The sequence below is a fragment of the Streptomyces sp. NPDC005706 genome, assembly GCF_040631045.1.
Classification (GTDB): domain Bacteria; phylum Actinomycetota; class Actinomycetes; order Streptomycetales; family Streptomycetaceae; genus Streptomyces.
On the sequence record NZ_JBEXYS010000001.1, the window covers coordinates 450,833 to 469,151 of the forward strand.

Consider the following 18,319-nt stretch of genomic DNA (forward strand, 5'->3'; position numbering starts at 1 on the left):
AGGTCATCATGGAACCGTGACGGAGCTTTTCCCACCGATGCCGTTGACGGAGTGGCGGGACACCAAGGAGACCCTGCACCGCTTCGAGCAGATCGTCGGCAAGATCCGCCTGGCGGCGAGCGCCCGGCGCAACCACTGGTGGAACGTCCCGTTCCATGTCACGGGGCGGGGCATCACCACGCGTCCGATGGGTCAGCTCGACGGGAATCCGATCTTCACGATCGACTTCGACTTCGTCGACCACCGGCTCATCGTCGCGACACTGGACGGCGAAGAGCGGTCCTTCCCGCTTCCGGGCCAGTCCGTCGCGTCCTTCCACGACGCGACCCTGGCCGCCCTGACCGCGCTGGGCGTCCGGGTGGACATCGCCATTCCCAGGCCCTTCGACCTGCCCGACGCCGGCCGGCCGTTCGCCCGGGACACCGAGCACGCGACCTACGATCCGCGGGCCGCCAACCGCTACTGGCGGGTCCTGAGCCAGGTGGCGTCCGTGCTGGAGGAGTTCGCGGCGGGCTACTCGGGAAAGAGCAGCCCGGTGCACCACTTCTGGCACACCTTCGACATCGCCCACAGCCGGTTCTCCGGGCGACAGATCGACCAGCCTCGGCAGGTCGACCCGGTTACCCGGGAGGCGTACTCCAGGGAAGTGATCAGCTTCGGCTTCTGGTTCGGCGACGACACCTTCACCGAGCCCGCCTTCTACTCCTATACCGCCCCCGAGCCCGCCGGCCTGGCCGGGGAGCCGCTCAGCCCCGCGTCCGCGCGGTGGGTCGCGCGCGGCGACAGTCACCTGGCCGTGCTGCGCTACGACGCGGCCCGCGTCGAGACCGATCCCCGTGCCGCCGTACTCGCCTTCTACGAAAGCGCCTACCGGGCCGGGGCCGGACGCGCCGAATGGGACATCGCGACGCTCGCGTGCCCCGGAGGCATCACGGACGTGGTCCGGCGGATCTGACCCCGGTCCGGAAAGTCCGACGGTCGAGCGCGGTCACGACGGTGCACCCGCGGTCTCCTCGTCGTAAAACGAAAGCCACAAGCTGGACGAGCCGCCCCGCACGGAGCCGCACGGCGGCGACGACGATTTCCCGCGCGCACGGCATCCCCTCCGAGCCCTCTTCCGGTCAGGAAGGGGGCTCGTTGCGTCCGTCTCTCCCCTCAGCCCTTGCCCTGCTCCACGCCCAGGTGGATCGGGCCGCGCAGGATGGGGCTGCGGCGGTACGGCGGCGGGTCGGTGACCAGCCGGGGCCGGTCGAGCCGGCGTACCAGCTCGGTCAGCGCGATGTGGGCCTCCCGCCGGGCCATCGGGCCGCCGAAGCACAGGTGGATGCCGCTGCCGAAGCCCAGGTGCTGGTTGTCCCGGCGGTCGGGGTCGAAGCGGTCGGGCTCGTGGAAGCGGTCCGGGTCACGGCTGCCCGAGGCCAGCATCAGCATGATCTGCGAGCCCTTGGGGACGACGGTGTCCGCGACGGTGATGTCGCTGTACGCCGCCCGCCACGGAATGATGTGCACCGGTGGCTCGTAGCGCAGCAGTTCCTCGACCAGCGGTACGACGAGACCCGGGTCGTCGCGCAGTCGCTGCAGTATCTCGGGGTGGCGCAGCAGCGTCAGCATGCCGTTGGTGATGAGGTTGACCGTGGTCTCGTGACCGGCGATCAGCAGCAGATTGGCGGTGGCGATGATCTCCTCGTCGGCCATCCGCCCGTCCGGACCGTCGTCGTTGGCCATGCGGGCCAGCAGATCCTCGCCCGGCCGGCCGTGACGTTGCTCCAGCAGCCCGCCGAGGTACTGGCGCAGGTCCTTGCGGGCCTGCAGCCCGTTCTCCAGTTTCTCCTTCGGATCGGTCTTGGGGTTGTAGTCGATCGAGTTGACGAGGGCGTCCACCCACAGGTGGAAGCGCGGTTCGTCCTCGCGTGGCACACCGAGCAGGTGGCAGATCACGGTGACGGGGAACGGGTAGGCGAAGTCGTCGACGACGTCGATCTGCTCCTTGCCCGCGAAGCCGTCGATCAGACCGTTCACGACGGCGGTCAGATCGTCTTCCATGCCGGCCACCAGCCCCGGGGTGTGCGGGGGGCCGAAGTGGCGCATCGCCATGCGCCGCAGACGGTCGTGCTCGGGCGGGTCCAGGTTGATGAACGCCGGCGTGGTGTCCCCCTGGTGCGAGGGCATGGGATTCGCCAGGTTGCGGACGTCGGAGCTCAGGTGGGGATCGTGCAGCAGGTCCGCGATCTCGCGGTAGGTGCTGACGACGTAGCTGCCGTCCTCCTGCCGGGCCACCGGGGTCCGGCGCAGTTCGGCGTACAGCGGGTACGGGTCGGCCCGGGAGGAGTAGTCGAGGATCCGGCGCAGCGTGTCGGGTGCCGCCTCGGTCGTGGTCATCTCGCTCTCCCTCCTACCGGTGGTGCTGCTGCGCGGCCGTGACCCGCCGTTCGCCGGGGTCGTGACCGGTGACGACCACGGTGGCGCCCTGGGCGAGCAGTTGGGGTCCGGGGAAGTCGACGGGCACGGGCTTCATGTCGAGGGGCTGGTCGGGCGTGGGGCCCGGGGGCGGGAAGGGTGCGGCCGTCTCGATCAGCCCCCGGTAGTGGTCGATCCACTTCGCGTTGTTGAAGGTGACCGCCGCGGTGACACGGCCCCGGTAGCCGTACGCGGCGACGAAACGGTGGTCGGTGACCGAGCCCTGGGCGACGACGACCTCGTCGGCGAAGGTCGGCACGCCGACGGACTTGATGTTGACGCCGAACTGGATCGACCAGAACACCGGCAGGGTCAGGTGGGGCCAGCGGTCCGCCTGGCCGCTGACCATGTTGTGCGCCGCGATCTCGGCCTGTTCCACGGCGTTGGCCCAGTGTTCCAGTGAGATGAGCCGGTACTCGTAGACCGGGTTGGGGCATCGGGCCACGTCCCCGGCGGCGAAGATGTCGTCGGTGATCAGGCCGTCGAGGGTGAGGGCGCGGCAGCCCGTGTCGCAGGCGATGCCCCACACACCGGCCGCCAGTCCGGAGCCCCGCAGCCACTCGGTGTTGCGGATGCCTCCGAGGGCCACCACGGCCACGTCGGCGTCGACCGTGCTGCCGTCGTCGAAGTGCGCGCGGCGGAAGTGCCCCTGTGCGTCGCCCTCGAGCCGGGTGACCTTGACTCCGCAGCGCAGATCCACGCCGTGGGCGCGCTGCATGTCCGACGCGACCTCACCGATCATGGCGCCGAGCGCCCCGACGAGGGGGGACGGCGCGAGTTCGGCGACGGTGACCGGGATGTCCCGCTCACGGCAGATCGAGGCGATCTCGGAGCCGGTGAATCCGGCACCTATGACCAGTACGCGGGAGGGCCCGGAGGCGAGTGCCTGCCGCAGTCCCTCGGCGTGCTCCCGTGTGCGCAGGACGAACACGCCGTCCAGGTCCGCCTCGCTCTCGACGAACCAGGGACGGGCCCGCACTCCGGTGGAGATCAGCACCCGGTCGAAGGGGATCTCCCGTCCGTCGGCGAGACAAACGTGGTTGGCCGCCAGGTCCAGCCCGCTGGCGGGCACCCCCAGCAGCCACTCCGCGTCGACGTCACGGCGCCGGGGGAGCGTGGTGTTCCCGGCCGGGACCCATCCGGTCAGTACCTGCTTGGACAGGGGCGGGCGGTCGTAGGGCTCGCCCAGCTCGTCACCGATCATGGTCAGCGACCCGGTGAACCCCTCGTCGCGCAGGGTCTCCGCGGCCCGCAGTCCCGCCAGTGACGCCCCGACGACCACGATGCGGCCGTCGCGCTTGAACGCTCGCAGGGTATCGGCGCTGGTCATGACGTCGACGCCTCAACCGGTACGTCCCGTCCCCCGAGCCGTCCCTCCAACTGGTCGACCAGAATCGCCTGGACCGGGCAGGCCGCCGCGGCCCGCAATACCTGCTCGCGGCGGGCGTCGTCGGGCTGCGGGTCGTACATCAGCGCTTCCTCGCCGTGCATCCGGAACGCCTCCGGAGCCAGGAACGCGCACTGTGCGTACCCCTGGCACCGGGAAAGATCAACGACAACTCTCATCCCGACCTCCACAGGGACTGCGAACTGCGGACCCGGAAAGCCGGCGCGGCACGCGCAGCGCGGGACAAGCCTCGGTGAGAGGATGCGGGCCGCCGGCCGTCCCCGCGCACCGCGAGGGGGGCGCACCGCGCTCGTCGGGTCTCTGCAGAAGGATTTGATCGTCGCGAACAGGGCGAACGGCGCCTGTGAAACCGCCCGGATAAGCTGACCCTGCCGTGAGAAAAGCCTAGTCCCGGCACAAATCACCCGCACACCGGGCGCAGCGTTCACTCGCGCGCCGCGTGCCCCTGCGGTCGGGGCGACGTCGTGTCGTTGATCCTTTACGCATGGCGGGTGAGGCGGCGGGTGGATCCGCGCGCCGGGGTCGGTGCGGTTCTTCGATGTGCCGGAGGCACGTATGGGACAAGTGCTGGGTGATGTACTGGGCCTGGCGGCCGGTGTCGCCGTCAGTCCTCTTCCGATCGTCGCGCTCATCATCGTGCTGGCGACACCTCGCGGACGCGTGAACGGGCTGGTGTTCACCCTCGGCTGGGTGGTGGGCCTGTCCGGCCTGGGCGGGGTGATGCTGGTGATCGGCGGCCAGGGAGACGCAGCCGGCCAGGGGGAGCCGGCCGACTGGGTGGGCGCGCTGAAGCTGGCGCTGGGAGTGGCACTGGTGCTTTTCGCCGTGCGGATGTGGCGTCATCGCCCCGCCGACGTGACGGAGGCGCGACTGCCCCGGTGGATGGCCGCGCTCGACCGCTTCCCGCCGCTGAAGGTCTTTCTTCTCGCTCTGCTGCTGTCGGCCGGGAACCTGAAGAACGCCCCGCTGACCATCGCCGCGGCGGCGTCCATCAGTTCGTCGGGACTGCCGGCCGGACAGCAGATCGGAGTTTTGGCGATCTTCGTGGTCGTCGCTTCCCTCGGTCTGCTGGTCCCGCTGGGGGTCTTCCTGATCATGAGGGAGCGGGCGAAGGGCACGCTCGGCAACTGGAAGGACTGGGCCGCGCGGCACAACATCGCCGTCATGGCGGTCCTGTTCTTCGTGTTCGGGCTGAAGCTGTTGGGGGACGGCATCGGCGTGCTGAGTTCCTGACCGCCGCCGGCGCGGCCACCGACCGTGTCAGCTGCCCCCCACGCCCAGGGCGGTCAGCAGGACCAGGACGAGGGTGGCCACGGCGAACAGGCCGTGGGCCAGGACGACGGGCACCGGGAAGTGCCGTTCGGCGGGGACGGTCGCCTCGGCCGCCCGGCCCGCCGCGGCCGGTGCCGCCCCGGCGCCGGCGCGGTGGACGGGGAGCCAGCGGGCCAGCATCACGAAGCCCAGCAGGGCGACGGGCAGGAGCAGGCCGAACGACGTCCAGGCCAGGGCGGTCCGGTCGGCCACGAGATAGACGATCCATACGACCAGCCCGATCGCGGCCAGGGCGAAGTGCCCGAAAAGGACCGGTGCGGGCAGGCGGCTGGTACCGGTTCGCTGCTGGCGGAGGCCGCCGCGCTGGATCCATGTGCCGAGCATGTAGAAGCCGCCCGAAGCGGTGACCACCCAGGTGATCAGTGCGGCGATGTCCATGGGGAACTCCCGGATGAGATCGGTGGCGGCGACGGCCGGTGGTCCGGCCGGGCCGCGGTGACGGGAAGGCGGGGCCGGGTCAGACGGGAGTGCGGGCGTGGCTGCTCCCGGGGCCGCCGTGGGATGCGTATCCCTCGGCCTGGGTGGTCTCGTCGGCGACGCGCACTCCGTAGCGGTAGGCGAGCTTGCCGCCGAGGAATCCGGACACACCCAGGGCCGCGACGCTGAACGCGGACAGGACGAGTTGTCCGGTCGCGACGCTCCCGCCGCCGGTGTGCTCGCCGTGGCGCCACAGGAAGTTGACGGCGTAGGCCGCGGTCACCAGCAGGTTGAGCGTCATGTGCACCAGGGCGGTGCGGAATGCCGGGGTGCCGGCGGGGATCGCGAACAGGTCGAGGAATCCGGCCATGGCCGCGAGCAGCGCGCCGATCACCCCGACCGCGATCAGCCACTGCGACGACTGGGTCAGGAAGCCCGGACGGTGCACGACGTGGGACGCGATGTCGAACACCAGGCTGGTCACCCAGGCTCCGATCGGCACGGTCACCAGCATCGGGTGGAACGGGTGGCCGTAGGGGCCGGCGAGCGAGGCGCTGACCGGGCGCTTCGCCTGAAGCTGTGGCTCAGGGGTCATCGCAACCTCCTTATTTCACCAACAAAGCTTGGTCTTATTGCGGGAGGGAGTCAAGACGTACAGCCCACGACGAGTGAAGAACGCTTGTGCCCACGGCGATGGGAGTTACTGTGGTCGGGTGACTCCCGATCCGAGCGCCCGGGCCGACGCGGCCGACAGCGCCATCGACTCCGTCAGCGTCCTGAGCGAGGACTCGCGGAGGCGCATGTTCACCTTCATCCGGCGTGCCCGCCGCGCCGTCACCCGCGACGAGGCCGCCGCCAGCGTCGGTATCTCCCGCAAGCTCGCGGCCTTCCACCTCGACAAGCTCGTCGACGCCGGCCTGCTGCGGGCGCGGTACGGCACGCCCGGCGCGATCCGCAAGGTCGGCAGGCAGCCGAAGGTGTACGAGCCCACCGGCGCCCAGATCACCGTGAGCATCCCCGACCGCCGGCACGAACTCCTGGCCGATCTGCTGCTGGACGCCGTCCTGACCGAGGGTGCGGACGAGAGCGCCGCGCAGGCGGCGGTCCGGACCGCCGAGCGGCGCGGCCGGGAGCTGGGCGAGGCCGCGCGGGAGGAGACCCGGCCGGGCCGGCTGGGCCCCGAGCGCGGGCTGACCGCGTGCGAGCGCCTGCTGGACAGGTACGGCTACGAACCCGTCCGGGACACCCCCACGCTGCTGCGGCTGCGCAACTGCCCGTTCCACCCGCTGGCCGCGAAGGCCCCGGATCTGGTGTGCGGCATGAACCACGCCTTCCTCAAGGGCTGCCTCGACGGCCTTCAGGTCGGTGGAGTCGAGGCCGTCCTGGCCCCCGAGCCCGGGGAGTGCTGCGTGCGACTCGCCCCCGGCGGCCACGACGGCGACAGCCGGCCGGTCCGGGACCACTGACGCGAGGCGGGGCCGCCCGCCCGTCCGTCCCCGGACCGCCGCCCGGATGCCCGATGCCGCTTCCGGCGCAAGGATCGTGTGGGGGAGCGCGCTCCGCCGCCCGCGCGGAGCCCGCCCGTCACCGGTTGCTCGGTATCCGTCCGAGCTGGGGGAAGACGCCCGTTCCGGCGTTCCGACCGGAGCATTGCCATGTTGACCAAGCGCATACTGAACCGCCCTGCTCGTTCCGCGGAAACGGTGGCGCGTCCCGTCACCGCCGCCGATGCCGGCCTGCTGCTCATCAGGCTGGCCTTCGGCCTGCTGATGGCCGCCCACGGGGCCCAGAAACTCTTCGGGCTCTTCGGGGGCCCGGGCCTCACCGCGACCGGCAAGGGCTTCGCGGGCCTGGGCTATCGCCCGGGAAGGCTCTACGCAGTGATCGGAGGTCTGTCCGAGTTCCTCGGCGGCCTGGGTCTTGCTCTCGGGCTGCTGACGCCGCTGGCCGCCGCCGCCCTGATCGGTGTCATGATCAACGCGATGGCCACGGTCACCGGCGCCCATGGCCTGTGGGAAGCGGACGGCGGTGTGGAATACAGCGTCTGCATCGCGGTCGTCGCCCTGGCCGTGGCCGCCATCGGTCCTGGCCGGCTGGCCGTCGACCGCCTCTTCCTCTGGGGAGGCGGCGGCTGGAAGGAGGCGGCCTTCGCCCTCGGCCTGGGCGGCCTCGGCGCCGCGATCACGCTGAGCCTGTGAACCCGCGCCGGCCTTCGCTCCGGGCCGGCGCAACGCCCGAGCCGCCGAGCCAGGGCCGGTCACGCGCGGCGCAGGTGAACTCCGCATGATCGCTTCGCCGTTCGACGCGTCACACGTCCCGCTGAAATGACGGCGACACGGCGGCCGCCGCTCGCGCACGGCGCCCCCTTCACCAAGCTGGTGTCTTCTGCGAAGGAGACGCCACCGTGCGAATTTCTGACATCCAGCGCTGCGAGGTCCGGCCCGGACGACTCGTCGAATGGACGTTCAGCCCTGCGACCGTCCAGGCCGCGGCAGTGCTGCCGCCGGACCCGCGGCCGCCGGCGTACATCCAGGAGTCGCACATCCGGACGGCCCGTTCGGTGCGGGAGGACGGACTGTTCGTACCGACCTGGCTGGGCACCGCGTTCGACCTGCCGGGGCCGGCCGATCTCGACGCGCTGGAACGGGCGTTGCGCAGCTGGACGTTGCGTCACGAGACGCTGCGCAGCGGATTCCGGTGGGCCGAGGAGGAGATGCACCGGTTCACCCTCGACGAGGTCGACGTGTCCCTGCACCGGGAGGTGGTCGGCGACTTCGCCGACACCAATGCCCTGATCCGGTACCTGCAGGACCGATTCGACGTGGCGGCGGACGCGCTCGGCTGGCCGAACTTCATCTACACGGCGGTCGTCCGCGAGGACTCCACCAGCGTGTACATGGCCTTCGACCACACCAACGTCGACGCCTACTCGCTCCAGCGCATCCCCGACGAGATCCGCGAGTTGTACACCGCGGACGTCACGGGGCGGCCCGCGGCCGGCCCGCCTCCCGGCAGTTACGTCGACTTCTGCGAGCAGGAGCGGACGAGCGCGGACGGGATCGACGACACCCACGCGATCGTCGCCCGCTGGCGGGAGTTCATCGCCCGGTGCGACGGCAGGCTCCCGGAGTTCCCCGTCGACCTCGGTCTCCGGCCCGGATATGAGCTGCCCACCCAGAAGCTGATGTGCGAGCCGCTCGTCGACGCGGACGCCGCCGCCGCGTTCGAGGCGTACTGCAGGCCCTACGGCGGCAGCCTGGTGGGCGTTCTGGCCGCGACGAGCCTGATCGTCCACGAGCTGGGCGGGCAGCCGGTCTACCGCACTGTCGTGCCGTTCCACACCCGGCTGAAGTCGGCGTGGTCGGACTCCGTCGGCTGGTACGTCGGCGGCGCACCGATCGAGGTGCCCGCGGCGCGGAGTTTCGACTGCGCGCTCGCCACGGTCCGCGCCGAGCTGAAGGCCAACCGGTCGCTGGCGCGCATCCCGCTGGCCCGCGTACTGCGCCTGCTGGGCGCGGACTTCCGCCCGACCTCGCCCGACATGTACTCGATCGTCTCGTACGTTGACGCCCGCCCCACTCCCGGCTCCGGCCGCTGGGCCGAGCAGAAGGCGTACGGGCTGATCCGGGTGTCGTACGGCGATCAGGTGTGCGCCTGGGTCAACCGGCTGGACGAGGGCCTGTGGTTCGCCTGCCGCTACCCGGACACCGAGGTCGCGTACAAGAACGTGCGGCTGTACACGGAGAAACTGCGGGACTTGATCCTCTCCGTGCCCGCGCAGGACCGCCCCGCGCACGATCGGCTGCGGGCCGGGCAGCCGGTCTTCCTCTGACGAACTCCCGCCGATCGCACAGAAGTTCGTCAACTCCGTGGCCTCACGGGGTCAATTGGCGTCCAGCGGTGACCTCCGTTGGGCTGTACCGCCCCCGGCCGGACCAGGAATGTGGAATGCCCCGTCCCGCTACTGCTAGTGTCTGGCCGGTCACGCTAGGCAATCGATTCCGTTGTTCAGCAAAGGACTGAGGGTTCCATGCGCAAGTTCCAGCAGGTTGTGATCGCGGCAATGGCGGCCGGCGGCCTGTCCGCCATCGGCGTCGGCACGGCGGTCGCCGACAGCCCCGGCAACGGGCCGAAGGTGGCCGACTCCTACCGCCCCTACCAGGAGTGCAGCCCGCAGACGGTGGCCGAGAGCAACATCCCGGTCGGCGTGCTCGGGATCGCCGGCACCGTGGACACCACCTGCGCCCAGTACAACACCGCCAACACGGCTTTCATTCGCTGAGTCAGGCCCGTTGCGGCCGGTTCCCGGGCGCTCCCGCAGAGAAAGGCGCATCACATGTTCAGCAGGATGAAGATCGCGGCCGTCGCCGGGCTCGTGGGCGGCCTCACCGTGGCCTGCGCGGGTGTCACCCAGGCATTCGCCGCAAGTGGGCCGGCGCCCTGTGCCTCCGACCTCCAGGGCAACGTCAGGTGCTCGCAGCGGATCGTGGGTGAGGTGCCCGAGGGTGGCGTGATCCCTCATCAGGAGACCTGCGCGCGGGTGCAGCCCCTCACGCTGCCGGCCGCCGGCGGCAGCGGGGTCACCCGGCTCGGGCCCGAGGTCACCTGTGCTCCCGCGGCGAAGGGGGTGCCGCCGGAGAGGGGCGACGGGGACGAGGCGCTGTTCGGCCTGATGTCCTGAGTCCGGGGAGTCCGTAGCATTCCGGGCGTCCCGTCACCCCTCCGCCGCCGCTGAACTTGCTGACGCGACATGAAGGGTGTAGATCCGCCGGAACTACGTTGCGTGTGTATATGCTCACAATACGTAGTCGAGCCGGGCGCCTTGCCCGGGTACGAAAGGGTCTTACATGCGCAAGTTTCAGCGCGCTGCGCTCGTAGCGGCGGCGGTTGCCGGACTGTCCTTCCTTGGCGCCGGGGCCAGCTTCGCCGGCGAGAACGACGCGCCTCCGTCGATCAGCGCCGTGGCCAACTCCTCGGCCAACGCCGTCGCCGTCGGTGGTGGCTACTACACCCAGCCGCAGGGTCAGCCGGAGGAGCAGCCGCAGGCCCAGCAGGAGGGTCAGCCGGAGGAGCAGCCCCAGGCTCAGCCGCAGGAGGAGCAGAAGAACGACGAGCCCGAGCAGGGCTACGGCGAGCACGGCGAGGACAAGTAAGGAAGTACTCCGTCCAGCGGTGTCCGGGTGACACCGTGGCGAAGGCAGCCCGGGTGCGCGCCGGCCGTAACGGCACGCGCCCGGGCTGCGGCGATTCCACCGTCGGGTCGCGCCGGACCTCGAGTCCGGCCGACCGGGGCGTGGTTCAGGAATATCGGCCCGGGCGCACGCCGGTCAAAGGCGACGGCGTCCGGGCCTCCGTTTTGAGAGGGAAAGGGAAACGCAGCACATGTTCAACGCGCAGAAGATCGCCACCGTCACGGGGCTCGTGGGAAGTCTCGCCGTGCTCTGCCTCGGCGCCGGCCAGGCCTCCGCCGGCGGGCTCCCGAGTGGCTGCGGGAGCGCCGCGGAGAGTGGCGCCGTGTGTGTCCAGAAGAACGATTCCCACGTCGACAAGGACGGCACGCACGTCATCCAGCAGAATCAGGGCTGCTCGTCGGTCGACCGTCCGAACGTGATGTTCCCGGCGGACGAGGCCTCGGGCAAGGGCTCCGTCAGTACCGGACAGGACATCGACTGTTCCAACAAGGCGGAGTTGCCGAAGGGCTTCAAGAAGCCGCACGTCGACTTCTGAACGCCGCCGGCACGGCCGGTCCGAGCCGGGAAACGGCGAAAGCCCCGGTGCCCCGACCACTGGTCGGGGCACCGGGGCTCGCTGTCCGGTCTGCTACTCGCTGAACGCGCTGTTGCTGCAGCCCATGGACGAGCCGTTGGACGTCTTGTGGGCGCCCGGGTTGCCCTCGCCGTTCAGCAGGTTGCCGCCCAGGCCGCTGCCGATGCCGACGTTGCCGAGGATGTCGAGGTTCATGTCGTGCGACTTGCAGTTGGTGCTCTGCTCGATGTTGAACTCGTCGCCGCCCTTGCCGCCCCAGCCTTCGCCGGCGTGGGCGGCGCCGGTTCCGAGGAACCCGACGCTGGCGATGGTGGCGAGGAGGAGGGCGGCCGTGCGGAGCTTGTGCATGTGATCTCCCGGTGGAGTGAGGGGGGTCAAGAACGTGAGGGACGTCGATGGTCCCGGCGCCGGGCGCGGGGGCGCGGTGCCGGGACCATCACACTCCGGCGTCGGTGCGCCGGACCGGGGGCTCAGAACGCGCTGTTGTTGCAGCCCATGGTCGAGCCGTTGTGGGTGTTCTTGGCGCCCGGGTTGCCCTCACCGTTCAGGCCGTTGCCCAGCACGCCGTCGAGCAGGCCGACGTTGCCGAGGAGGTCGAGGTTCAGGTCGTGCGACTTGCAGTTGGTGCTCTGCTGGATGTTGAACCTGTCACCGTGGTCGCCGCCCTTGCCGCCGTCGGCGTGGGCCGTGCCGCCGACGAGTCCGATGCTGCCGAGGGCGGCGACCAGGACGGCAACGTTGCGAAGCTTGCGCATGTCATCTCCGGTGGAGTGGGGGTGTGCGATCTGTGGCAGATCGACGTTTTACAGTTACGGGAGATTAGTGCGAAATGCCCCAAATCGGGTGGCGACGCGCCGATCTTCGCGTCGCACCCCCGGAAAGTCCCGGCCGCGTCAGGGATGTGACGGACCGTCGGGTCCGGTGCCCGTGACAGACCGGGACGGGGCACCGGGGCCGGCGTCAGTACCGCTGGGCGCTGGCCAGGGAGTTCGACTGGCTGTTGGCCTGGGTGCAGTCGACGCCCCGGGTCTGGGCGGCGGCGAGCAGGGCGATCGGCACGTTCGCGTCGAGCAGGTTCTGCGGGCTGCACTCCTGGTACGGACGGAACAGGTTGCTCTGGGTCACCGGACCGCCCTGGTTGATCGTCTGCGGGGCGCCCTGCGGGGTCTGCTGGGCCTGGGGGGTGATCTGGGGGCTGATCTGCGGGTTCAGCTGGGGGTTGACCTGAGGGGTGACCTCGGCGCCCCGCTCCGGGGTCGCCTGCTGCGGGGCCGCCTGCTGTGCGGCCGGCGAGCCGTAGGTCTGCGCGGTCGCCTGGGAGGAGGTGGCCGAGGCGGCCTGGGCGTCCGGCTGTGATACGGGTGGCGGCACGGTCCCGTTGTAGGTGGCGGGGGCGGCGGAGCTCGGGCCGGCGCCGACGGCGGACAGACCGCCCGCAGCTGCGATGACGAGCGCGACGTGGTGAAGCTTGCGCATGGAATCCTCGGCCCTTCGTTGACCTGTGCGCGGAACCTGGTGAAACGCTGATGGGGCGGCACGGCTTTCGCTGTCCCGCCGCTCGGTGCGGCCGACGGTCGCTGTGGACCGTCGAGTCCGGCCCGTGGGGAACGAGGCGGGAACAGTCGCGGATACGGCCACCCGTCCGGGGTCACCCATTCGACGCAAAGACAAGGACCGGCATATGCCGTAACGCCCCACCCGGGAATGCGGCAAATGGGTGACAGGCCTTCGGGTGCCGTGACCACGGCGCGGAAATTCTCGTTCCGACGGGGAGAAGGCAGCGGTATGGACTCGACTCGAAAAGGGCGAGGAATTTCGCTGCCCGCTCCCACGCGACGTCCGCGTGCCGGTCAGGAGTAACGCTGCTGACGGTGCGGTGTGAATATCGCATCGACTGCGCGTGTGGCGGCACCGAACGCAATTGCTTTCCCTTTTCAGGTATCGAAGGGCCGAGGGTTTCATGCGCAAGCTTCACAAGGCCGCGCTCGTTGTAGCGGCGGCCGGCGGTCTGTCCGTCATCGGCGTGGGCGTCAGCCATGCCGATTCACCAGTCGGGCAGGGCAGCGCCGCTCCGGCGCCGGCCCCGCAGCCGGCTCCGCAGGCCTACGCCCCGGCCCCCGCTCCACAGCCGGCGCCTCAGGCGGTCGCCCCGGCCCCGGCCCCGGCCCCGGCCCCCCAGGCCTACGCTCCGGCTCCACAGCAGGTGCCACAGCAGGCGCCGCCGGCTTACGCCCCCGCTGCGCAGCCGGCCCCCCAGGTCTACGCTCCGCCTCCGCAGCAGGCCGCCCCGCAGGCGCCCCAGCAGACCGGTTACGCCTCGGCGTCGGCGGTGTCGCAGGGCTCGGCCCAGGCCACCGTGTCGCCGTACGCGCCGCAGCAGCCGTACGCGCAGCAGGCGCCGTACGCGCAGCAGGCGCCGTACCCGCAGCAGCAGCCCTACCAGCAGCCCGCGCCGTACCAGCAGGCCGCCCCCGCGCAGCCGGCGCAGGTCGTTCCGCAGGTGATGCCCCAGGTCATGCCTCAGGTCGCCCCGCAGGTGGCCATGCCCCAGGCCGCCCAGGAGCCCCCGGCGCACGTCGCCCCGCAGGTGAACCCGCAGGTCAACCCCCAGGTGAACCCGCTCGTCAACCCGATCATCGCGCCCGGGGGCGGGCCGGGGCTGTCACCGGTCGGCCTCGGCCAGGTCGCGGCGCCGCCCGTCGGCCAGCTCGGACTGCCCCGGCTCGGCTGACCGCGCCCCTCGCGGACGCCCGCGTCCCACCCGATCCGTACCCGTCGCAGATTCCAGACTCCCGAACAACGGAGAACCCATGCGCAAGTTGCACAAGGCCGTCCTCTTGGGCGCCATGCTCGGCACCGTCGGCTCGCTCGGCGCCAACACCGCCTTCGCCCACGGTGAGCCCGGCCACGACTTCGACGTCACGCAGGGCGTCGAGTGCCGCTCGCACGACATGAACATCGAGGTGCTCGGCAGCGTCGGCGCGCTCACCGGCGCCGCGAGCAACCTGCTGAACGGCGAGGGCAACCCCGGGGCGCAGCAGAGCCACCTCGGCTCGGACATGGGCTGCAACAACCAGGCGTTCTGACCGGCCCCGGGCAGCGGCGGACCGGCACGGACCGGCCGGAGGGCGCCCGCGAATCAGGGATTCGCGGGCGCCCCGCGCTGTTGCGGGGCGAGTGGCCCGGCGTTGCAATCGAGTGTGTGGCATTTTGGCGGCGACGGGTCCGCCGGCCGCCCCGCTCCCGGGACGGGGGCCGGCCGCAAAGGGCTCAAGAACGACGCGCTGGGCATGTTCTCCTCGGTGGTCATCGGGCTTGCCTCCACCGCCCCCGCCTACAGCCTCGCCGCCACACTGGGCCTGATCGTCGCGGCGGTGGGCCTGCAGGCACCGATCGTCATCATGCTGTCGTTCGTCCCGATGCTGCTGATCGCGTACGCCTTCCGGGAACTCAACGCGAGCAACGCCGACTGCGGGACGACCTTCACCTGGGCGACCCGCGCCTTCGGCCCCCGCACCGGCTGGATGGGTGGCTGGGGCATCGTCGTCGCCAACGTCATCGTCATGGCGAGCCTCGCCGAGATCGCGGGCACCTACAGCTTTCGGCTGGTGGGCCTGGACGGGCTGGCGGAGGACCGATTGTGGACCACCGTCGCCGGCATCGCCTGGATCGTCGTGATGACCACGGTCTGCTACGTCGGCATAGAGTTCTCCGCCGCCCTGCAGCGCTGGCTGCTCTGCATGGAAGTGGGGATGCTGCTGGTCTTCGCCGTCGCCGCGCTGGTCAGGGCTTACACCGACGCCCCGTCCACCGCGATCCATGTCTCCGCCTCCTGGTTCAACCCCTTCGAGGTGACCTCGGTGAAGGGGCTCACCTCGGGTCTCCTGGCCGGGGTCTTCATCTACTGGGGCTGGGACACCGCCGTCTCGATCAACGAGGAGACGGTCGACAGCACCCGCATCCCCGGCCGCGCCGCGGTCATGTCCACCGTGCTGCTGCTGATCCTGTACGCGCTGGTGTCCACCTCGGCGCAGGCCTTCGCGGGAACCGGCGGCTCGGGTGTCGGGCTGGGGAACGCCGACAACTCGGACGACGTCTTCTCCGGGCTCGGCGAGGCCGTCTTCGGAAGCGGCGACACGGGTCTGGTGCTGTCGAGACTGCTGATCCTCATGGTGCTGACCTCGGCGCTGGCGTCCACCCAGACCACCATCCTGCCCCTGGCCCGGACCGTCTTCTCCATGGCGGTCCACAAGGCCGTCCCCGCCCGGTTCGCCCGGGTGCACCGCAGGTTCCTCACCCCGACCTGGTCGACCGTCGGAATGGGCGCGGTCTCGATCGGCTTCCTCGTGCTGCTGGCCTCCTTCAGCGGGAACGCGCTGGCCGACTCGGTCGACTCGGTCGGCCTGGCGATCACGTTCCACTACGGCCTGACCGGCTTCGCCTGCCTCTGGTACTACCGCAAGATCCTCGACCGCAGTACCAAGGACCTCGTCTTCAAGGGTGTGCTGCCGGGTCTGGGCGGGCTGATCATGCTCGTCCTGTTCCTCTACGCCACCTATGTCTACGCGGCCCCGGACTACGGTGCGACCAGCGTCGACCTGCCGCTCTTCGGGCCGACCGGCGGCGTCACCGTCATCGGTCTCGGCGCCCTGCTGCTCGGTCTCCTGCTGATGCCGGTGGTCACCCGCGGGCACGGGGTGGCCCTCAAGCTGCAGCGGAGCCTGCTGCCGCGGCGCCTGCCACCGCACACCGCCCTCGACTCGGCGAGCCGCTACCTGCCCGCCGACAACGGCTCCGGGGTGGGCGGCGACTGGTACGACGTGATCCCCCTGTCGGGCACCAGGGTCGGCCTCGTCGTCGGGGACGTGCTCGGGCACGGCCTGCGCGCCGCCGCCACGATGGGCCGCCTGCGCACCGGGGTGCGCGTCCTGGCCCGTCTCGACCTGACCCCGGACGAACTGCTGTCCCGCCTTGACGACCTGGTCGAGCAGACCGCGCACGAGCGCGGGGACGGCCACGGCGGCCCGGCCCTCGCGAAGTCACAGGCGGACGAGGCGAGGGGCGTGACCTGCCTGTACGCGGTGTACGACCCGGTCTCCGGGCAGTGCAGCCTGGCGCGGGCCGGGAACCCGGTGCTGGCGGTCGTCGACCCGCACACGGGTGCCGTCTGCTATCCGGAGCTGCCCCCCGGACCACCGCTGGGCGTCGGCGGTGTGCCCTACCAGAGCGCGGAGCTGCGGCTGCCGCCGGGCAGTCTCGTCGCCCTGTGCACGGACGGCCTGCTGCAGGCCACCGCCGGCCGTGCCGCCGGGCTCGCGCGGCTGTCCGGGATCTTCGCCGGTGACCGGACGTCCCTGGACCGGCTCTGCGACCGGGCGGTGACCGCCCTGCTGCCCGGGCCGGTCGACGTGGACGCCACGCTGCTCGTGGCCCGCACCCGGCTGCTCGACCGGAGTCAGTTCACCCAGTGGGAGCTGCCGCCCGACCCGGCCGGGGTGGCCGGCATCCGCACCGCCGTCAGCAAGCAGCTGCGGGACTGGGGCCTTGAGGACCTGGCGTTCACCAGCGAGCTCATCGTCAGCGAACTGGTCACCAACGCCATCCGCTACGTCGGCGGCCCGATCCAGGTGCGTCTGATCCGCGACCGGACGTTGATCTGCGAGGTCTCCGACACCGGCCACACCACGCCCAATCTGCGCCATGCCGCGAGCGACGACGAGGGCGGCCGGGGCCTGTTCATCATCGCCCAGATGACCCACCACTGGGGCACCCGCTACACCCCCACGGGCAAGACCCTCTGGACCGAGCAGGACCTGCCGTCGCCGGACGGCCAGTCCCCCGGAATCCCGGGGGACTGAGCGGGCGCGGGCGCCCCGACCAGCCGCTTTCTCGACCGGAGGGGGCGCCTCGTGCCGGTTCGCGCCGGTCAGTTGAAGCAGCCGGGGACCGGGGTCGGGCTGGTCGCGCAGTTGTTGGGGGTGTTGTTGATGACCGTGCTGAGGGTCAGGTTCACGGTGCCGTGGTCGTTGGAAATGCCGCCCGGGTTGGTGCCGTGGGCGGTGTTGTTGCTGATGTTGCTGATGCTGATCGTGGAGGTGCCGCCGGGTGCGTTGGGTACGCCGTTGGCGAGGCCGCCGCCGGTGTTCGCCTCGTTGCTCCTGATGTTGCTGGCGCGGACCGTGAGCTGTCCGATGTTGGCGATGCCGCCGCCCGCGACGTCGGCCTTGTTGCTCGAGATGTTCGAGGCGGTGACGGTCAGATTGCCGTCGCTGACGAGGCCGCCGCCGTTGTTGTTGGCGTGGTTGTTCGAGACCACGCTGGCGTTGATCGTCGTGGTGGAGCCCTTGAAGTTGCTGACACCGCCACCGAAGTCGGCCTCGTTGTTCCGGATCACGACTGCGTTGGCGTTCAGGGTGCCGTTGCCCGTGACGACGATGCCGCCGCCCGCCCCCGGCGCGATCGGGTTACCCGCGGCGTCGCCGTGGGCGATGCTGAGCGCCCGCAGGGTCAGGTTGCCGCCGTTGACGGTGATGATGCGGAACTTCGGGTCACTGGGCCCCGTGTTGGCACGGGTGATGAGGGCGCCGTTGCCGTTGACAACGATCTGCGAGGTGATGGGGGGCAGCGCGGCGGTCAGCGAGTACGGGCAGCTGGGCGCCAAGTTCAGAGTGTCGCTCCCCGGGGTGCTGTTGGCCGTGTTGATCGCGTTGACAAGGGCGGTCTGGCTGCACCCCACCGGCAGGACGGCGGCCGACGCGGCGGGGGCCAGCGCGGTCTGGGCGAGGGTGGCGGCCGCGCCTATGCACAGCACCTGGGCGGTCCGGGCGAGTGACTTCCGAGTGAGCATGGGGGTCCTTTCCGAGTCGTGCCCGCCGCGAGCGTCCGGCCGTACCGAAGGGCCCTGGACCATCTCGGGCAGGGGGTCGGAACAGCACTCCC

General features: G+C 70.8%; 21 protein-coding genes. 12 read left to right on the top strand and 9 right to left on the bottom strand.

The genetic code is table 11. The annotated features are described in order from the left end of the window. Positions 1-37: 37 nt before the first annotated feature. Positions 38-955, top strand: coding sequence for a DUF5996 family protein (locus ABZ478_RS01970; RefSeq protein ID WP_359544993.1), 918 nt, complete (start codon positions 38-40; stop codon positions 953-955). Between the two features lie 200 nt (positions 956-1,155). Here ABZ478_RS01970 and ABZ478_RS01975 read toward each other — a convergent pair whose 3' ends face one another. Genes ABZ478_RS01975 through ABZ478_RS01985 form a run of 3 tightly spaced genes read right to left on the bottom strand, consistent with a single transcriptional unit; the run spans position 1,156 to position 4,023 of the window. Continuing rightward, positions 1,156-2,379 carry a cytochrome P450 gene (locus ABZ478_RS01975; RefSeq protein ID WP_359544561.1) on the bottom strand — a complete coding sequence of 408 codons (1,224 nt, stop codon included), beginning with the start codon at positions 2,377-2,379 and terminating at the stop codon, positions 1,156-1,158. A gap of 13 nt (positions 2,380-2,392) precedes the next feature. Further along, entirely contained in the window at positions 2,393-3,787 is a 1,395-nt protein-coding gene (locus tag ABZ478_RS01980; protein WP_359544562.1) for an FAD/NAD(P)-binding oxidoreductase, read from the bottom strand. Beyond that, positions 3,784-4,023 (bottom strand): ferredoxin, encoded by a 240-nt coding sequence (locus ABZ478_RS01985; protein ID WP_359544563.1) that lies wholly within the window; start codon positions 4,021-4,023, stop codon positions 3,784-3,786. Before ABZ478_RS01985 ends, ABZ478_RS01980 begins: the two co-directional genes overlap by 4 nt. A 397-nt stretch (positions 4,024-4,420) precedes the next feature. Between ABZ478_RS01985 and ABZ478_RS01990 the strand changes: the two genes are divergently transcribed. After that, complete coding sequence (locus ABZ478_RS01990) at positions 4,421-5,098, top strand: GAP family protein (RefSeq protein ID WP_359544564.1); 678 nt, start codon at positions 4,421-4,423, stop codon at positions 5,096-5,098. A 27-nt stretch (positions 5,099-5,125) separates the two neighbouring features. Here the strand turns inward: ABZ478_RS01990 and ABZ478_RS01995 are convergent, their stop codons facing one another. Continuing rightward, positions 5,126-5,575: a hypothetical protein gene (locus ABZ478_RS01995; RefSeq protein ID WP_359544565.1), complete on the bottom strand. Its 450-nt coding sequence runs from the start codon at positions 5,573-5,575 to the stop codon at positions 5,126-5,128. A gap of 79 nt (positions 5,576-5,654) precedes the next feature. Further along, positions 5,655-6,209 carry a DUF2231 domain-containing protein gene (locus ABZ478_RS02000; RefSeq protein WP_359544566.1) on the bottom strand — a complete coding sequence of 185 codons (555 nt, stop codon included), beginning with the start codon at positions 6,207-6,209 and terminating at the stop codon, positions 5,655-5,657. A gap of 118 nt (positions 6,210-6,327) precedes the next feature. On the opposite strand from ABZ478_RS02000, the gene ABZ478_RS02005 reads away from it, so the two are divergent. From ABZ478_RS02005 to ABZ478_RS02035, 7 genes are all read left to right on the top strand, one after another. Then, on the top strand, positions 6,328-7,080 hold the full coding sequence (locus ABZ478_RS02005; RefSeq protein WP_359544567.1) for a helix-turn-helix domain-containing protein: 753 nt from the start codon (positions 6,328-6,330) through the stop codon (positions 7,078-7,080). A 189-nt stretch (positions 7,081-7,269) separates the two neighbouring features. Beyond that, a complete protein-coding gene (locus tag ABZ478_RS02010; RefSeq protein WP_359544568.1) occupies positions 7,270-7,812 on the top strand; it encodes a DoxX family protein in 543 nt (180 codons plus the stop codon). Positions 7,813-8,018: 206 nt separating this feature from the next. Continuing rightward, positions 8,019-9,446: a condensation domain-containing protein gene (locus ABZ478_RS02015; protein ID WP_359544569.1), complete on the top strand. Its 1,428-nt coding sequence runs from the start codon at positions 8,019-8,021 to the stop codon at positions 9,444-9,446. A gap of 198 nt (positions 9,447-9,644) precedes the next feature. Further along, the gene (locus ABZ478_RS02020) at positions 9,645-9,896 is read left to right on the top strand and encodes a hypothetical protein (protein WP_359544570.1); all 252 of its coding nucleotides are present in this window, start codon (positions 9,645-9,647) and stop codon (positions 9,894-9,896) included. A 54-nt stretch (positions 9,897-9,950) separates the two neighbouring features. Further along, the gene (locus ABZ478_RS02025; protein WP_359544571.1) at positions 9,951-10,295 is read left to right on the top strand and encodes a hypothetical protein; all 345 of its coding nucleotides are present in this window, start codon (positions 9,951-9,953) and stop codon (positions 10,293-10,295) included. Between the two features lie 166 nt (positions 10,296-10,461). Next, complete coding sequence (locus tag ABZ478_RS02030) at positions 10,462-10,767, top strand: hypothetical protein (protein WP_359544572.1); 306 nt, start codon at positions 10,462-10,464, stop codon at positions 10,765-10,767. 229 nt (positions 10,768-10,996) lie between these two features. Continuing rightward, positions 10,997-11,341, top strand: coding sequence for a hypothetical protein (locus ABZ478_RS02035; protein ID WP_359544573.1), 345 nt, complete (start codon positions 10,997-10,999; stop codon positions 11,339-11,341). A 93-nt stretch (positions 11,342-11,434) separates the two neighbouring features. Here ABZ478_RS02035 and ABZ478_RS02040 read toward each other — a convergent pair whose 3' ends face one another. From ABZ478_RS02040 to ABZ478_RS02050, 3 genes are all read right to left on the bottom strand, one after another. After that, a complete protein-coding gene (locus ABZ478_RS02040; RefSeq protein ID WP_359544574.1) occupies positions 11,435-11,728 on the bottom strand; it encodes a hypothetical protein in 294 nt (97 codons plus the stop codon). A gap of 122 nt (positions 11,729-11,850) precedes the next feature. After that, on the bottom strand, positions 11,851-12,135 hold the full coding sequence (locus ABZ478_RS02045; protein WP_359544575.1) for a hypothetical protein: 285 nt from the start codon (positions 12,133-12,135) through the stop codon (positions 11,851-11,853). Between the two features lie 205 nt (positions 12,136-12,340). After that, complete coding sequence (locus ABZ478_RS02050; RefSeq protein WP_359544576.1) at positions 12,341-12,856, bottom strand: hypothetical protein; 516 nt, start codon at positions 12,854-12,856, stop codon at positions 12,341-12,343. A 484-nt stretch (positions 12,857-13,340) separates the two neighbouring features. Here ABZ478_RS02050 and ABZ478_RS02055 point away from each other — a divergent pair, with 484 nt between their 5' ends. The 3 genes from ABZ478_RS02055 to ABZ478_RS02065 all read left to right on the top strand — a co-directional run bounded on the left by ABZ478_RS02055 (position 13,341) and on the right by ABZ478_RS02065 (position 17,238). Beyond that, positions 13,341-14,111, top strand: coding sequence for a hypothetical protein (locus tag ABZ478_RS02055; protein WP_359544577.1), 771 nt, complete (start codon positions 13,341-13,343; stop codon positions 14,109-14,111). Positions 14,112-14,190: 79 nt separating this feature from the next. Then, a complete protein-coding gene (locus ABZ478_RS02060; protein ID WP_359544578.1) occupies positions 14,191-14,466 on the top strand; it encodes a hypothetical protein in 276 nt (91 codons plus the stop codon). Between the two features lie 204 nt (positions 14,467-14,670). Beyond that, positions 14,671-17,238: an amino acid permease gene (locus tag ABZ478_RS02065; RefSeq protein ID WP_359544579.1), complete on the top strand. Its 2,568-nt coding sequence runs from the start codon at positions 14,671-14,673 to the stop codon at positions 17,236-17,238. Positions 17,239-17,306: 68 nt separating this feature from the next. Here ABZ478_RS02065 and ABZ478_RS02070 read toward each other — a convergent pair whose 3' ends face one another. Then, entirely contained in the window at positions 17,307-18,227 is a 921-nt protein-coding gene (locus ABZ478_RS02070) for a hypothetical protein (protein WP_359544580.1), read from the bottom strand. Between the last annotated feature and the right edge of the window lie 92 nt (positions 18,228-18,319).

Coding starts and splice junctions, on each gene's coding strand:
- ABZ478_RS01970 (WP_359544993.1), top strand. CDS start 38: ATGCCGTTGACGGAGTGGCGGGACACCAAGGAGACCCTGCACCGCTTC.
- ABZ478_RS01975 (WP_359544561.1), bottom strand. CDS start 2,379: ATGACCACGACCGAGGCGGCACCCGACACGCTGCGCCGGATCCTCGAC.
- ABZ478_RS01980 (WP_359544562.1), bottom strand. CDS start 3,787: ATGACCAGCGCCGATACCCTGCGAGCGTTCAAGCGCGACGGCCGCATC.
- ABZ478_RS01985 (WP_359544563.1), bottom strand. CDS start 4,023: ATGAGAGTTGTCGTTGATCTTTCCCGGTGCCAGGGGTACGCACAGTGC.
- ABZ478_RS01990 (WP_359544564.1), top strand. CDS start 4,421: ATGGGACAAGTGCTGGGTGATGTACTGGGCCTGGCGGCCGGTGTCGCC.
- ABZ478_RS01995 (WP_359544565.1), bottom strand. CDS start 5,575: ATGGACATCGCCGCACTGATCACCTGGGTGGTCACCGCTTCGGGCGGC.
- ABZ478_RS02000 (WP_359544566.1), bottom strand. CDS start 6,209: ATGACCCCTGAGCCACAGCTTCAGGCGAAGCGCCCGGTCAGCGCCTCG.
- ABZ478_RS02010 (WP_359544568.1), top strand. CDS start 7,270: ATGTTGACCAAGCGCATACTGAACCGCCCTGCTCGTTCCGCGGAAACG.
- ABZ478_RS02020 (WP_359544570.1), top strand. CDS start 9,645: ATGCGCAAGTTCCAGCAGGTTGTGATCGCGGCAATGGCGGCCGGCGGC.
- ABZ478_RS02025 (WP_359544571.1), top strand. CDS start 9,951: ATGTTCAGCAGGATGAAGATCGCGGCCGTCGCCGGGCTCGTGGGCGGC.
- ABZ478_RS02030 (WP_359544572.1), top strand. CDS start 10,462: ATGCGCAAGTTTCAGCGCGCTGCGCTCGTAGCGGCGGCGGTTGCCGGA.
- ABZ478_RS02035 (WP_359544573.1), top strand. CDS start 10,997: ATGTTCAACGCGCAGAAGATCGCCACCGTCACGGGGCTCGTGGGAAGT.
- ABZ478_RS02040 (WP_359544574.1), bottom strand. CDS start 11,728: ATGCACAAGCTCCGCACGGCCGCCCTCCTCCTCGCCACCATCGCCAGC.
- ABZ478_RS02045 (WP_359544575.1), bottom strand. CDS start 12,135: ATGCGCAAGCTTCGCAACGTTGCCGTCCTGGTCGCCGCCCTCGGCAGC.
- ABZ478_RS02050 (WP_359544576.1), bottom strand. CDS start 12,856: ATGCGCAAGCTTCACCACGTCGCGCTCGTCATCGCAGCTGCGGGCGGT.
- ABZ478_RS02055 (WP_359544577.1), top strand. CDS start 13,341: ATGCGCAAGCTTCACAAGGCCGCGCTCGTTGTAGCGGCGGCCGGCGGT.
- ABZ478_RS02060 (WP_359544578.1), top strand. CDS start 14,191: ATGCGCAAGTTGCACAAGGCCGTCCTCTTGGGCGCCATGCTCGGCACC.
- ABZ478_RS02065 (WP_359544579.1), top strand. CDS start 14,671: ATGTTCTCCTCGGTGGTCATCGGGCTTGCCTCCACCGCCCCCGCCTAC.
- ABZ478_RS02070 (WP_359544580.1), bottom strand. CDS start 18,227: ATGCTCACTCGGAAGTCACTCGCCCGGACCGCCCAGGTGCTGTGCATA.